13 protein-coding genes and 1 tRNA gene are annotated in these 13,987 nt (G+C 43.8%); 13 read left to right on the top strand and 1 reads right to left on the bottom strand.

The features are described from left to right. Positions 1 to 133 precede the first annotated feature (133 nt). The 10 genes from H8698_RS07150 to H8698_RS07105 all read left to right on the top strand — a co-directional run bounded on the left by H8698_RS07150 (position 134) and on the right by H8698_RS07105 (position 10,594). Positions 134 to 1,429 carry a Gfo/Idh/MocA family protein gene (locus tag H8698_RS07150; protein ID WP_249311903.1) on the top strand — a complete coding sequence of 432 codons (1,296 nt, stop codon included), beginning with the start codon at positions 134 to 136 and terminating at the stop codon, positions 1,427 to 1,429. Continuing rightward, positions 1,426 to 2,505: a phosphotransferase enzyme family protein gene (locus H8698_RS07145; protein ID WP_249311902.1), complete on the top strand. Its 1,080-nt coding sequence runs from the start codon at positions 1,426 to 1,428 to the stop codon at positions 2,503 to 2,505. The genes H8698_RS07150 and H8698_RS07145 overlap by 4 nt, the downstream gene beginning before the upstream one ends. A gap of 28 nt (positions 2,506 to 2,533) precedes the next feature. Further along, on the top strand, positions 2,534 to 3,976 hold the full coding sequence (locus H8698_RS07140; RefSeq protein ID WP_249311901.1) for a nicotinate phosphoribosyltransferase: 1,443 nt from the start codon (positions 2,534 to 2,536) through the stop codon (positions 3,974 to 3,976). Between the two features lie 29 nt (positions 3,977 to 4,005). Next, positions 4,006 to 4,761 (top strand): SDR family NAD(P)-dependent oxidoreductase, encoded by a 756-nt coding sequence (locus tag H8698_RS07135; RefSeq protein ID WP_249311900.1) that lies wholly within the window; start codon positions 4,006 to 4,008, stop codon positions 4,759 to 4,761. Between the two features lies 1 nt (position 4,762). Next, positions 4,763 to 5,470 (top strand): hypothetical protein, encoded by a 708-nt coding sequence (locus H8698_RS07130; protein WP_249311899.1) that lies wholly within the window; start codon positions 4,763 to 4,765, stop codon positions 5,468 to 5,470. A 14-nt stretch (positions 5,471 to 5,484) separates the two neighbouring features. Further along, positions 5,485 to 6,591: an AI-2E family transporter gene (locus H8698_RS07125; RefSeq protein ID WP_249311898.1), complete on the top strand. Its 1,107-nt coding sequence runs from the start codon at positions 5,485 to 5,487 to the stop codon at positions 6,589 to 6,591. A gap of 72 nt (positions 6,592 to 6,663) precedes the next feature. Next, positions 6,664 to 7,935, top strand: coding sequence for an adenylosuccinate synthase (locus H8698_RS07120; protein ID WP_249311897.1), 1,272 nt, complete (start codon positions 6,664 to 6,666; stop codon positions 7,933 to 7,935). A 78-nt stretch (positions 7,936 to 8,013) separates the two neighbouring features. After that, positions 8,014 to 8,625 (top strand): stage II sporulation protein M, encoded by a 612-nt coding sequence (locus H8698_RS07115; protein ID WP_249311896.1) that lies wholly within the window; start codon positions 8,014 to 8,016, stop codon positions 8,623 to 8,625. 25 nt (positions 8,626 to 8,650) lie between these two features. Next, complete coding sequence (locus tag H8698_RS07110; RefSeq protein WP_249311895.1) at positions 8,651 to 9,529, top strand: site-specific tyrosine recombinase; 879 nt, start codon at positions 8,651 to 8,653, stop codon at positions 9,527 to 9,529. A 30-nt stretch (positions 9,530 to 9,559) separates the two neighbouring features. Next, positions 9,560 to 10,594 (top strand): copper amine oxidase N-terminal domain-containing protein, encoded by a 1,035-nt coding sequence (locus H8698_RS07105; protein WP_249311894.1) that lies wholly within the window; start codon positions 9,560 to 9,562, stop codon positions 10,592 to 10,594. Here the strand turns inward: H8698_RS07105 and H8698_RS07100 are convergent. Beyond that, positions 10,591 to 11,415 (bottom strand): AraC family ligand binding domain-containing protein, encoded by an 825-nt coding sequence (locus H8698_RS07100; protein WP_249311893.1) that lies wholly within the window; start codon positions 11,413 to 11,415, stop codon positions 10,591 to 10,593. The genes H8698_RS07105 and H8698_RS07100 overlap by 4 nt on opposite strands. Before the next feature lie 110 nt (positions 11,416 to 11,525). On the opposite strand from H8698_RS07100, the gene H8698_RS07095 reads away from it, so the two are divergent. The 3 genes from H8698_RS07095 (at position 11,526) to H8698_RS07085 (ending at position 13,964) form a co-directional block, all read left to right on the top strand. After that, on the top strand, positions 11,526 to 13,067 hold the full coding sequence (locus H8698_RS07095) for a hypothetical protein (RefSeq protein WP_249311892.1): 1,542 nt from the start codon (positions 11,526 to 11,528) through the stop codon (positions 13,065 to 13,067). A gap of 110 nt (positions 13,068 to 13,177) precedes the next feature. Next, positions 13,178 to 13,253 (top strand) — tRNA-Trp (locus tag H8698_RS07090). 333 nt (positions 13,254 to 13,586) lie between these two features. Beyond that, complete coding sequence (locus H8698_RS07085) at positions 13,587 to 13,964, top strand: SPASM domain-containing protein (RefSeq protein ID WP_283245419.1); 378 nt, start codon at positions 13,587 to 13,589, stop codon at positions 13,962 to 13,964. Positions 13,965 to 13,987 lie beyond the last annotated feature (23 nt).

The following is a 13,987-nucleotide window of genomic DNA, read 5'->3' as shown; positions in this document are numbered from 1 at the left end:
TATATCATAAATAAAAGCAATGTGAAACATAATTTCAAAAATTTAATATTTTTTTAAATAAATCTGTTAATTTTATTGTAAAATAAGGATAATTATGTTAAAATTGAGTTAGTTTGTTTTGGATGGTGAGAAAATGAAAAAGTTGAAAGCAATCCTGATTGGAGCCGGGCTGCGCGGAATTACATACACAGACTTTATTGCGGAAAACCGAGATAAATTTGAACTTGTAGCCGTGGCAGAGCCGGCAGACAGCAGAAGAAATTATATTAAGAAAAAACACGCGCTTTCAAACGGGCTTTGTTTTACAGACTATAAACCACTTTTAGAAAAGGGTAAAATTGCGGATGTTGCGATTATTGCCACCATGGACAGGGACCATTTTGAACCTGTCATGGAAGCAATTCGTTTGGGCTACGATATTTTGCTGGAAAAACCCATTGCTCCCACGCCAAGGGAGTGCGAGGCCATAACCAGCCTTGCAGAAAAAATGGGTTCGCGCATTTTGGTCTGCCACGTTCTGCGGTTTACACCTTTTTTTGTTGCCTTGAAAGAGATTATCGACAGCGGCAAAATTGGGGAGATTGTTTCCATTTCCCAAATTGAGTGTGTGGGCAATGAACATCAGAGCCACAGCTTTGTCCGCGGCAACTGGGGAAACGAGGCAAAAAGCTCGTTTATGCTGCTGCAAAAATCCTGTCACGACATGGATATTCTGCAGTGGCTGATTGGAACAGAATGCAGACAGGTGCAGTCTTTTGGCAGCTTAACTTATTTCACCGAAAAAAATGCCCCCAACGGTGCGCCAGATTATTGCATTGAGGGCTGCCCTGTGGGAGAAACCTGTCCCTATAACGCTGTGAAGCTTTACTTAAAAAGCGACAGCGACTGGTTCCGTTCTGCCAGCACAAAAATGGTGAACCCGAATGACGATGACGTGAAAAAAGCAATCTCTTCCACACAATATGGCAAATGTGTGTTTCGGTGCGATAACAATGTAGTAGACCACCAGGTGGTAAACCTGCTGTTTGACGGAGGCGTTACCGTTTCGTTTACCATGTGCGCCTTTAACAAGGGAGGCCGAACAATTCACATTATGGGAACAAAAGGTGAAATTGAAGCGCGCTTAGAAGACAACAAGCCCATTCAGATTTATACGTTTGCGGACAAGGCCGTTTCCGAATATGATTATGCCGCAATGGGCGGAGAGGGGCAGGCCGGAGGGCACAGCGGCGGTGACGAGGGAATTATGGAAGCATTTTATAACTACATTGCCAATGGGGAAGCCGGCAAAAATATTTGCACGGTGGAACGCTCCTTAAAAAACCACTACATTGCCTTTGCCGCAGAACATTCAAGGCGTTCGGGCGCGGTGATAAACGTAGAGGACTATATGAATTCTATAAAAAATGAAGAGGATTATTCAATATGATTGAACGTTATTTATCAGATATTTGCGGTGCCTTCGGAATTAAATCGGAGGGCATATCCTTTGGCGGAGGCCACATTAATGACACCTACAGCGCAGAAAAAGACGGCTATCCCTGTGTATTGCAGCGGATTAACACAGAGGTTTTTAAGAATCCAGATGAGGTTATGAGCAACATTTTTCGCGTGACCTCTCATCTTCGCTTAAAACTTAAGACGTCAAACGGCGACGCAGACAGGGGAACGCTTCATTTCTTGAAAACAGCAGACGGCGCTCCTTATTTTAAAGACGGCGACGGCGACTGTTTTCGGGTTTATCGTTTTATTGAAAACAGCATTACGGTTGAAACCGTTTCAAAACCGGCGCAATTTTATGAGGCGGCAAAAACCTTTGGCCGGTTCCAGAACATGCTGGCGGACTTTCCTGCGGAACAGCTTTATGAAACAATTCAACAGTTTCACGACACACCAAACCGTGTGAAACAATTAAACGATGCAATTAACAGCGATTGCTGCGGCAGGGTGAAGGAGTGTTCACCTGAATTAGAATATGCCATGAAGCAGGTGCCTGAGGCGGGCATCGTTTGCGGCGCAATTGCAGAAAGCGCCGTTCCATGCCGCGTAACACATAACGACACCAAGCTGAACAATGTTTTGTTTGATGAGAAAACCGGTGAGGGGATTTGCGTAATTGATTTAGATACGGTAATGCCCGGATCCCTTTTATATGACTTTGGCGACGCCCTCAGGTTCGGCGCCAACACCGCCGCAGAGGACGAAACAGACCTTGACAAGGTGGTTTTTGATTTAAACCTGTTTGAGGCCTTTACCAAAGGGTTTGCTTCGGAACTGAAAAACACCATAACACCGGCGGAAAAAGAGCTTTTGGCGTTTTCGGCAAAGCTTATGACATACGAGTGCGGAATCCGCTTTTTGGCAGACTTTTTAAACGGGGATACATATTTTAAAACAAAATACAGAAACCATAATTTAGACAGAGCGAGAAACCAGTTTCAGCTCTGCCGCCAAATTGATTTGAAGCGGAACGAAATGAATAAAATTGTAAACGAAAGCTTTTAACGAAAGAGCTTAGATGGGAGTCTTTAAAATGAATATTGAAAATTTAACCCTGCTCACTGACTTTTATGAACTGACCATGGCCAACGGATATTTTGAGCATGGATTAAAGGACGAAATTGCCTATTTCGACATGTTTTTTCGAAAAGTGCCGGACGACGGCGGTTTTGCAATTATGGCAGGTTTAAAACAGCTGATTGACTATATTGAACAGTTAGAGTTCAGCGAGGAAGATATTGCATTTTTAAGGAGCAAAAACATTTTCAGTGAAGCATTTTTAACCTATTTAAAAGAGTTTCAATTTGAATGCGACGTTTGGGGGATTCCCGAGGGAACGCCGATTTTTCCCCACGAGCCGATCATAACCGTCCGCGGGCCGGTGATTCAGGCGCAGTTTATCGAAACCATGGTTCTGCTTTCCATTAACCACCAGTCGCTGATTGCAACAAAGGCAAACCGCATTGTCCGCGCCGCAGAGGGCAGAGCAGTGATGGAGTTTGGCTCCCGCCGGGCCCAGGGCTATGACGGCGCGATTTACGGCGCGCGGGCGGCGTATATTGCCGGCTGCTGCGGAACGGCCTGCACCATTTCTGAGCGCATGGACGGAATCCCGGCTTTGGGCACCATGGCCCACAGCTGGGTTCAGCTGTTCGACTCGGAATATGAGGCATTTGCGGCTTATGCAAAAACTTATCCCGATGCCTGCGTGCTTTTGGTGGATACGTATAACGTGTTAAAATCCGGAATACCCAACGCAATTAAAGTGTTTCACGACGTGCTGCTTCCGATGGGATTTCGCCCAAAAGGTATCCGCATTGATTCAGGCGACATTGCCTACCTTTCAAAACGCGCACGGAAAATGCTGGACGACGCCGGATTTTCCGACTGTACCATCACTGCTTCAAACTCCTTAGACGAATATATTATCCGCGACACGCTGCAGCAGGGTGCAAAAATCGATTCCTTCGGCGTGGGCGAGCGACTTATCACGTCTAAATCCGAACCGGTGTTCGGAGGTGTTTACAAACTGGCGGCCGTTGAAAAGAACGGAAAAATTATTCCGAAAATTAAAATCAGCGAAAACACAGAAAAAATTACAAACCCGGGATTTAAGCAGGTTTACCGGCTGTTTTCAAAGGAGAGCGGGGAAGCCATTGCCGATGTTATTACGCTGTTCGGCGAGGTAATTGACGACACGAAGCCCTATGAAATTTTTGACCCGGAACATACCTGGAAGCGGAAAACACTGACAAATTTTAAAGCAGAAAAAATAACGACGCAGCTCTTTTCCGGCGGCAAACGGGTGTATGACAGTCCGAATGTTCACGAAATTAAAAAGCACTGCGCCTTTGAAATTGACAGACTGTGGGACGAAGTGAAACGGTTTGAGTTCCCCCACAAATATTATGTAGATTTGTCGCCTGAACTTTGGGAAATTAAAAATAACTTGTTAAAAAAATATTCTGACGAATAATCGTCGTCAGATTTTAAAGGGAGAACATTATGCTTGCACTCATCACCGGCGCCAGCTCAGGCATTGGCAGGGATATTGCCCGCGTGCTCAGCAAAAAGGGTTACGACTTAATTTTGGTTGCCCGCAGGGAGAACCGCCTGGCAGAACTGAAAAATGAGCTGGAAACAAACGCGGAAATTTTTACGGCTGATTTAACAGAAGAAGCGGAATGTCTAAAGCTTTGCAGCTATGCAGAAAAGCTTGACATAGACCTTTTGGTGAATAACGCCGGAGCCGGGCTGTTTGGCGAATTTACGCAAACCGATTCAGAACGTGAAATTCAAATGATTCACCTGAACATTCGTGCAATGCACATTTTAACCAAGTTTTTTGTGACAAAATTTACGGAAAAAGATAGGGGCGTTGTGTTAAACGTCGCTTCGTCTGCGGCATTTCTTCCGGGGCCGTTTATGGCGGCATATTATGCCTCGAAAGCATATGTGCTTCGGCTTTCCCAGGCAATTAACGAAGAACTTTCGCAAAAAAACAGCCAGGTGTATATTTCTGTGCTGTGTCCCGGCCCGGTGGACACAGAGTTTAACAGCGTTGCTAACGTTCGGTTCAGCTTAAAGGGCTTAAGCAGCGAATATGTTGCAAACATGGCGGTTCGCAGCATGCTGAAGGGAAAAAAGGTGATTGTTCCCGGCTTTTTCATGAAATGTTCCCATTTTTTCTCGAAGCTGTTGCCGGATAGCATTCTGGTAAAGTTTGCAAGTCATTTTCAAAAAAAGAAGACGAGGGGTTAACATGATTATAAGATCCTACAAAGCAGTTGTAAAAGATGGAAAGCAAAGAGATTTAGAACAGTTTTTGGCGGAAAGAAAAGCACTGGTTGAGCGCGATTTTTATAACACGGAGAAAATTATGAACGCAAACGTGTTTTCCTTTCACAGCGAACTGTATTGCTACATAGAATCTATCGGTGAGGAGATTTTGCCGAACCAGCTTTTTTGCGGAATGGAGGAGTTTTTGACAAAATGGCCGGACGGTGAGGACAAATATTTTCATCCTATGACAAATATTTTTCATTTTAACGAGCCGCAGAGCGTGTCCCACTGGGCACGGAAGAAAAAGCCGGACTATTGTTTCGGTATGCTTGCAAAGCTGATTCCGGATTTGGTTTCAAGATATGTTTTTTATCACTACCAGTTTCAGGAGGAGCAGCCGGGCGCCGGCGACAAATATGGAAGCATTTTTTTAAGCGGCGATACAGCGTTTTATTACGGCGAAACGCCGGAGCTGTTTGAGCCTGCCCAGCACACAGGCAGTCTTACTACACACAATACGCCTAAAGGACACGAATGGCAAAAACTGATGGGTTCCCACTTCATCTGGTGGGATGAACGCTTCCCCGCCTGCAACATTTTAGAATATGACTGGGAAAAAAACGGATATCCCACAGGGCAGCGCAACCACCAATGGCTGTATTTAAAAAACATCTTTTCAATTTGTTAGCTTAGGAGACTTAAATGAAATATTTTGAAAGTAATTGGTTCAAACTGCTTATCACAGGAATGATTCTGATTGTTGTGTATAAATCGGTGGACAATATTAATGGCATTTTTTCTTTTTTCGGAACGTTGCTGGGCATTTTAATGCCGGTGATAATTGGCTGTGTGATTGCGCTTTTTGCCTACCGTCCCGTCTGCAAATTAAAAGGGCTTTTGTGCAAGGTGAATAACCGGCTTGTTACGTCTCACTCATTGGTCATCAGTGTTTTAATTGTATATATTATTTTCTTTGCAGTTGTGGCTTTGGCGTTTAACTTCATTGTGCCGGTGCTGTATAAAAATGTGGAAGAGCTGGTGACAAAGCTGCCGGGGTATATCGACAGCTTAAACGGTCTTCTGCGCCATGTTGAGTTTATTCCCCAGGTGGATTTGAGCTTTATTGGTGAAAAACTGTTAAGCTATTTTAATTTTGAACGGCTGAATGAGTATGTTTCTGTCATTACAGGCATTGCAAACTCCTTTGTTTCGTTCTTGGTAAGTATTATTGTTTCGATCTACATTATTTTAGAAAAAGAGCATATTTTGCTTTTTTTCAGCAAGATAAAAAAGCGGTTTCAATTTGACCACAAAACCGATGTGGTGGTTCGGTATATCAAAAAGATTATTAATTTATTCTACTCCTATTTTGCAGGGCTGTTAATCGATTCTGTGTTAATCGGTTCCATTTCCACAGTTGTTTTTGCAAGCTTTAAAGTGCCATATGCTGTGTTTTTGGGTCTTGCCGTGGCAATTGGAAACATGATTCCGTTTTTCGGGCCGATTGTTGCGGCGCTTGTCACCTATCTGATTGGAATGATTGGCTTAGGGCCGGTGAACGCCCTTTGGATTTTGGTGTTCCAGTTTGTTTTGGGTCAGATTGACGGAAACATCATTCAGCCAAAAATTGTGGGTTCTCAGGTTGGCGTCAGCCCGCTTTTGGTTTTGGTTTCGGTGACGGTTTTTGGCGGATTGTTCGGCCCGCTTGGCATGATTTTGGGCGTTCCGATCTGTGCGTCGGCAAAGCTGGTGCTGGAAGATTATTTAGAGGACGGCAAAATCGACGGCGAGAAACGTGAAATAACTTGAATTTTGGATACATTTCTGATATGATATTATAAGAAGTTTTATGGATTTAAATTTTGAAAGGAGAAATTTTTCATGGCAACAAAGGTTGTAATCGGTGCGCAGTGGGGCGACGAGGGAAAAGGGAAAATTATTGATATTTTAGCACAGGAGTCTGATGTTGTGGTGCGTTCCCAGGGCGGAAACAATGCCGGTCACACAGTTGAGGCCAATGGAGTGGAATATAAGCTGCACCTTGTGCCCTCCGGCATTTTGGGTAAAAAGACCCTTTGCCTCATCGGAAACGGCGTTGTGGTAGACCCAAAGGTTTTGCTGGAGGAATTGGATATGCTTACGGGAAAAGGCGTAAGCGTGGACAATCTGCGCATTGACCTGCGAGCCCATGTCATTATGCCTTATCACATTGTGCTGGACAACCTTGCAGAGCGTGCAAGAGGAAAAGGCGACATCGGCACCACCGGCCGGGGAATAGGCCCGTGTTATATGGACAAAGCGGAACGGATTGGAATTCGGATGTGCGACCTTTTTGATGAAGAAGAATTTGTTCAAAAAGCGCGCGCAAACACCAAGATTAAAAATCAGATTATTACGAAAATATACGGCGGCGAACCGCTGGATGCAGACTGCTTTATCCCGCAGTATTTAGAATTTGCAAACAGGCTGAGAACTTATGCGGCCGACACGTCTGTGCTGTTGTACGAGGCAATTCAAGACAATAAAAAAGTGTTGTTTGAAGGCGCCCAGGGCACACTGTTAGACCTGGACTTGGGTACATATCCATATGTCACCTCGTCCCACCCGGTTTCCGGCGGCGTCTGCGTTGGGTGCGGCATTGGGCCTACGCTGATTGACGAGTGCATTGGCGTAATGAAAGCCTACACAACGAGAGTGGGGAAAGGTCCGTTTCCCACTGAGCTGTTTGACGAAACCGGGGAACAAATTCGAAACATTGGCCGCGAATTTGGCACGACGACAGGCAGGCCGCGCAGAACCGGATGGTTTGACGCGGTGATTGGAAAATTTGCCGTTCGCACCAGCGGTCTTACGGGCATTGCCTTAAACAAGTTAGACACGCTTTCCCACCTGCCCACGGTTAAAATCTGCAAGGGTTATGAGGTGGACGGAACTCCCGTTTCAGAGTTTCCGGCAAGCTTAAAAGAGCTTTCAAAATGCACGCCGGTTTACGAGGAGCTTCCCGGCTGGGACGAAGACATTTCCTCTGTCAGGAGCTATCATGATCTTCCGCAGAATGTGAAAAACTATGTTTCCAAAATTGAGGAGCTTTGCGGGTGCAAGGTTTCAATGGTCGGCGTTGGGCCCGGAAGGGAACAAAACATTGTAAGATAAAATTTCTGTTCTGGAATGTGCTCTTTTCTCATAGTATGTATTGTACATGCTTACAAAATGAGAAAAGAGGGATTTTTCTTGATTAAGAAACTGAAAACGCAAATTGCAATTTTAACAGAAAACAACTTAAAAGGCTATATTCTGCTAAGCGTGATTTTTGCCGCCGGAGCGGTGTTGGCGTTTGCATTTCATGGAAAGGGCGCCCAGGAGGAAGAAATAAAACTTTATTTTACGGATTTTATTTCGAACGTAACCAATTCGGGCACAGACGCGATTAAAACATTTAACCTTTCCATGGCAAACTACATTCAGTTTGCAGTTGTCATGTTTTTGTCTTCGGTGACCATTGTTGGGGCACCTGCCGTTTTGATTTATACACTGGTGAAAGGGTTTTCATTTGGAACCGTTATTTGCTGTTTGTTCAAAGCGTTTGGCGCAAAGGCCTTTTTCATTATTTTGTGTGCAATTCTGCCGCATGTTATTATCATCGGCCCCTGCTGCCTGGCTTATGCCTTTCACTGTGCGAAAAGCTCCTATGGCATGTTGGCGGGCAACATCAATTTGAAAAAGAGCTTGCTTACCCCTTTGGGATTTGGCCTTTTGTTTTTGTGCATTGTGAGCATCGGCGCATTGGCGCAGGCATATATCGAACCGCTTTTTATAAAGCTGATTTCATCACAATTTGTTTAATGCAACATTGATTGGAGCAAGAACAATGTTAGATTTGTTGGAACAATATAAAATTTATTTAAACAGCAACAGGCTGTTGGACAACACGGCGTCGGCTTATTTTTCCGATGCGGCCCGCTTCACAGACTATGCCCTTGAAAAGGGAATTTCGGATTTTCGTCAGGTTGACAAGAAAATAATTTCCGAGTTTGTTCTAAAGCTGGAAAAAGAGCACAAGGCCGCATCAACCATTGCCAGGTATATGGCGTCGATGAAACGTTTTTTTGCATTTTTAACGGCTATTCATGCGGTGGACGGCAACCCGGCGGAGGGAATGAAGCCGCCGAAACTGAAAAAAGAGCTTCCCGAAATTTTAACTACCGAAGAGGTTTCGAAATTCTTGGAACAGCCCAACGGTTCAGATCCCAAATCTGTTCGCGACAAGGCCATGCTGGAGCTTTTATATGCCACCGGCAGCCGCGTTTCGGAATTGATTGACTTAAACGTGGGAGACGCCAACATTAAAATCGGCTACATAAGGTGCAGAAAGCACGGAGAAGAGCGGATTGTGCCTATAGGCAGAATGGCGCTTGCCGCCATGGAAAACTATTTAAATTTTATCCGCGATTCCATTGCCGCTCCCGGGGAACAGGCCCTGTTTGTAAACATGGCGGGGAAACGAATGACTAGGCAGGGATTTTGGAAAATTGTAAAATTTTATGCTGGCCAGGCGGGAATTGAAAAGCAAATTACGCCCCACACCTTAAGACATTCCTTTGCGGCACATCTTTTGGAAAATGGCGCGGATCTTCATTCCATTCAATCCATGCTGGGACATTCCGACATTTCATCTACCCAGGTTTATGCAAAATTGATTAATAACAGACTGCGTGATGTGTATGCAAAGGCACATCCCAGAGCTTAAGTTCTTTTACTATACGAAGGAGGAAAACAAATGAAAAAATTTATGAGTGGTTTTTGTTTATTTGCGATGCTGCTTACTGTCTGTTTAACGCCGGTGTATGCTGAGGAGGCTTACACCTGGGTAACGGAGCCGGTTTATGATTATATCGGTCTGCCGGGGACAACCCAGGCGCCGTTTTTTACCTTTATGAAAGACGGCCAGGGCGGATTTTTAAACGGAGGCGGACAGCCTGTTTTTGAGCAGTTTGCGGTAAGCGATATGGCCTCGTCGGCATTTTATTCCTGTGCGGACAACCATGCATATGCGGTGATTCACACAGACGGCGGGCTAACGGTTTTAAAAGATGACGGCACAAAATTTACCGGTGAAGAAGCAAAGGAACTGATTGCTACGATGGAGGTTGTGCCGGAAGAGGAAATTTTAGAAACCATTTCAAAAACGGCAGAGGGCGATTTTGACAAACCGAAAGCCATCAGTTTTTATAACGCCCAGGGCCAATTGCTGTTTGCGCCCATTCAGGCCTTGAATGCCGGTAATTTTCACAGCGGCGTGGCTGTTGTGGAAACAGAAAAAAACGCCTTTTCCCTTTTGGACGAAGCAGGAAACTTAATCCCGGTTCCGGATGTAAAATTGAACTTTACCGGGTTTTATTATGAAGACTTGTGCATTGCGGAAAAAGACGGCAAGTTTGGCCTGATTCAGCTTTCCTATCCCCGCTGCATATCTGTCCGCCTCAATGGAAACAAGGTTTATTTTGATCAGCTTCCTGTCATTGAAAACGACAGAACCCTGGTGCCCCTGCGGGCAATTTTTGAAGCATTAGACGCGCAGGTTACATGGGACGGAGAAACCAGAACGGTTTCCGCTGCAAAAGGGGACAGGTCGGTTTCGCTGACCATTGACGATGTAAATGCCACGTTGAACGGCGCGGCAGAGGTTTTAGATGTTCCTGCAAAGATTATAAACGACAGAACCATGGTGCCCGTGCGGTTTATTGCGCAAAGCTTCGGCGCAGATGTTGATTGGAATCCTGACACGAGAACCGTAATTATTACAGCAAACTAAATATTTTTTCTGTAGGCGTTTGGCGAAACGCCTACATTTTTTTTAAACAGCTTTGAAAACGTCAGAGGGTCGTCATACCCAACAGAGCGGGACACGTCGCCAATGCTCATGGACATGTCGGATAACAGTTTTTTTGCCTTGTCAATCCGAAAATCAATGAGAAACTCCTGGGGGGTAAGCCCGGTCAGCTCTTTAAAAATCACACCGAAATAACTGCGGTTCAGACGCACGTAATTTGCAATTTCTTCAACCGTTACTTTTCTGGAATAGTTCGTTTGAATATAGGCCGCCGCGTTTTTTACATATTCTTCTTTCGAGCTGAAAAATGCTTTCCCCTGAATCGACAGCAGGGAAGAGTTTTCCATTAACAGAGCCAAGAGCATGTAGAGGTATCCAATCATGCGAACCTGGCCGGTTACTGTGTTTCGGTTCAGTTTTTTCAGGCTTGTAAAAATTTGTGAAAAAGAATTTGTGTCTTGGTACTGAAATACCGGGTTTTCCGCAGAAAGCCCCGTTTGAGCAAGATAAAATTCGGCGTTAGCACCGTTAAAACCAATCCACGAGTAGGTCCACGGTTCTTTTTCATCTGCACGGTATGAGGTAATTGTTCCCGGCGTAATTAAAAAGCCCTGCCCGGCGGATAGGGAATAGCTTTTATTTTTGCAATGAAAAATCCCACTGCCCCGGCTGATGAGGTGAAGAAGATAGTGGTCGCGGTTGGCAGGGCCGTAAGAGTGGTTTGGCTGACACTCTTCATAGCCGTATTGATACACCTTTAAATCACTGTTTTTAATTGGGTTAATCCAGATATGTTCCAGCACATTGAGCGCCCCTTTCATACATATCATTATACCATAAACATATAGCAAAAATCCATTTACATTTTATAGTGAAAATAATAGAATTAAAAATAAAAAAGGAGGATATTTTTATGAAATATGTTATGATTTTTCATGCAAATTTAAACTATGCTTACCTCAATCCTGATAAGTATGAGTTTGTAATCCGCAACAGCTATGAGCTGACGTTTGACACCATGGCTGAAAATTTCCCGAACACAAAATATGTTTTCGAGGCTTCCGGCTATACCATTGAGCAGATGGCTCTGCTTACGCCCGACGTGCTGGAAAAGCTCAAAAAAGCAATTGCCAACGGCACCTGCGAATTTATGGGAAGCCCCTATGCACATCCCATGCTGCCGAATTTCCCACAGGAGGACGGCACCTGGGCCATTAAATTCTCAAACGATATTTTCAAAAAGTATCTTGGTATAACGCCTAAGAGCTTTTGGAACCCGGAATGTGGTTGGAGAAGCTATGTTCCCCAGCAGGTAATTGACAACGGATTCAGAAACTTAATCGGCGATTTTGAGGCCTACAGCCGTTCCAGACTGAAAAACGGCCAGCCTGTTCGTCCTGAAATTTTTGAAAAGGAATACAGCGACGATCCGGCGTTCTACAGCTTTGACTTTAAGTATGACTTAGAGGGCAGCGAGCGTGCTATCCATTTTCCGTTCAACAAAATTGAAGGCTATGAAACCGACAGCTTAAGAATGTTCCTGCGCACTGACCGCGTGTGCCAGTTTGCTGTTCGTCACTTCATGGGAATGGAAGGCTACAGCTTTGAAAAATATATGGATTTGATTAAGAAATATTCCCAGCAGAAGCCCGGCGAGCCGGAAGGCGCACTGGTTATTTTTGCAGATGATGCGGAATATATCGGAACAAACGGCTGGTTCAGATTGAAGTATCAGAATAAGCCGGACAATGTGTTTGAAAAGACACCGGAATCTCCTGAAAAGTTAATCCGCTTGGTTAAAGAAGTTGAAAAGCTTGGTGAGTTCATTACATACGACGAGGCCTGCAACAAGTTGCAGCCGTTAGACGATATTTTAAACGTAGACGACGACAACGCATGGCATGGCGCCCGGGCATCCACATGGGCTTCAACCCCCATGGCACGGATTTTGCGTCCCTGGCAGGACTTGGTTCGTGAAAAACTCCATGAGGTGAAAAACACGTTGGACGATGCGACTGTGGAAAAGGTTTGGTATCATTTAACCAACTCCTATAACTCAGATGGCCAGTGGCCTCCCACACTGCCGGACGCTCCGCACATTATTTACCCCTTTAACTATCAATATTGCTTCGAAAATCTTTTGGCGGCAGAACTTTTGGTAGGCGGGGTAGACAGGAACAAGCTCACCTCTTCCCCCATTGATACAATGAAGGAAATTTTAACAATTCAGCAGGATTTGATTTTAAATAAGGCGGACACGTTACTGGCAAGCGGAACAGACGATGAAAAGGCTGCGGCAAAACATGCCAAGGTGTTGATTGAAAAATCGAGAAATCTCGACTCTGTGTCGCTTTCTTCCGATAAAATTCTTTATCCGGCGGAATATACCATCCGCGCAAACATGCTGATTGAAGCAAGAAGACTTGTCGGCGGCGTTGTATTGGAAAGAAACTAACCATATAGTAAAGAAAGACGCATCTGTTTTGGATGCGTCTTTTTGATTAATTTTTTGTTTGGATATTGACAAATTTAAATGTATGTGGTATACTAATATCCGTTGAGTTTAGGGGTATAGTTCAGCTGGTAGAGCAACGGTCTCCAAAACCGTGTGTCGTGGGTTCAAATCCTACTGCCCCTGCCAAGGAAAAAGGCTTGAAACTGGTGATTTTACTGGGTTTTGAGCCTTTTCTTATTTTTTTAGAAATTTCAAAAATGTACGGTAATGCACAGCAATGAACGGTAAAATGTTAGTCAAAATGTTAGTCAGTTAGTCAAAATGTCAGTCAAAAGATTTTAATTAAAGTGTATGTAGCATCTATATTTTTATTAAAAATACTAAATCTATAAATTGAATAAATTATAATATTGAAAATAATACTAAATGAATAATTATAACTTATTGAGTTTATAAAATGATTATTTTGGAAAATTAGTTTGCCGAGTTTTGGATGGTGGAAGAATTTATAAACGGTGTATGGCGGGGAAAAATAAGTTGAGTTTTGACGCTAAAGGTAATATTTATCCTTGTGATAGCTTTGTAGGGATGGAAGACTTCTGTCTGGGCAATATTTATGATGGAATTTTAAAAGATAAACAAGAAAAATTTTTGATTAATAAAGTAGATGACAGACCTAAATGTAATAAATGTTGGGCAAAATATATTTGTGGCGGAGATTGTTTCCATAATTCTTTTTTATCAACTAAAAATATTCTAAATCCAGATCCAATATTTTGCATTATTAACAAAAAATTAATTGAATGTGCCTTAGGGCTCTACTTTTGTATTGGTAAAAATCATGATACAGAGAAATTACAAAGATACATTAAAGCAAAAAAACGGTTTTCGTTCTAATATGATTAGGGAGAGGTAAAAAA

The sequence above is a fragment of the Congzhengia minquanensis genome (genome assembly GCF_014384785.1).
Taxonomy (GTDB): domain Bacteria; phylum Bacillota; class Clostridia; order UBA1381; family UBA9506; genus Congzhengia; species Congzhengia minquanensis.
Note: the sequence above shows the minus strand (reverse complement) of the source record. Positions and strands in the feature narration are given on the sequence as shown.

Coding starts and splice junctions, on each gene's coding strand:
- H8698_RS07150 (WP_249311903.1), top strand. CDS start 134: ATGAAAAAGTTGAAAGCAATCCTGATTGGAGCCGGGCTGCGCGGAATT.
- H8698_RS07145 (WP_249311902.1), top strand. CDS start 1,426: ATGATTGAACGTTATTTATCAGATATTTGCGGTGCCTTCGGAATTAAA.
- H8698_RS07140 (WP_249311901.1), top strand. CDS start 2,534: ATGAATATTGAAAATTTAACCCTGCTCACTGACTTTTATGAACTGACC.
- H8698_RS07135 (WP_249311900.1), top strand. CDS start 4,006: ATGCTTGCACTCATCACCGGCGCCAGCTCAGGCATTGGCAGGGATATT.
- H8698_RS07130 (WP_249311899.1), top strand. CDS start 4,763: ATGATTATAAGATCCTACAAAGCAGTTGTAAAAGATGGAAAGCAAAGA.
- H8698_RS07125 (WP_249311898.1), top strand. CDS start 5,485: ATGAAATATTTTGAAAGTAATTGGTTCAAACTGCTTATCACAGGAATG.
- H8698_RS07120 (WP_249311897.1), top strand. CDS start 6,664: ATGGCAACAAAGGTTGTAATCGGTGCGCAGTGGGGCGACGAGGGAAAA.
- H8698_RS07110 (WP_249311895.1), top strand. CDS start 8,651: ATGTTAGATTTGTTGGAACAATATAAAATTTATTTAAACAGCAACAGG.
- H8698_RS07105 (WP_249311894.1), top strand. CDS start 9,560: ATGAAAAAATTTATGAGTGGTTTTTGTTTATTTGCGATGCTGCTTACT.
- H8698_RS07095 (WP_249311892.1), top strand. CDS start 11,526: ATGAAATATGTTATGATTTTTCATGCAAATTTAAACTATGCTTACCTC.
- H8698_RS07085 (WP_283245419.1), top strand. CDS start 13,587: ATGGCGGGGAAAAATAAGTTGAGTTTTGACGCTAAAGGTAATATTTAT.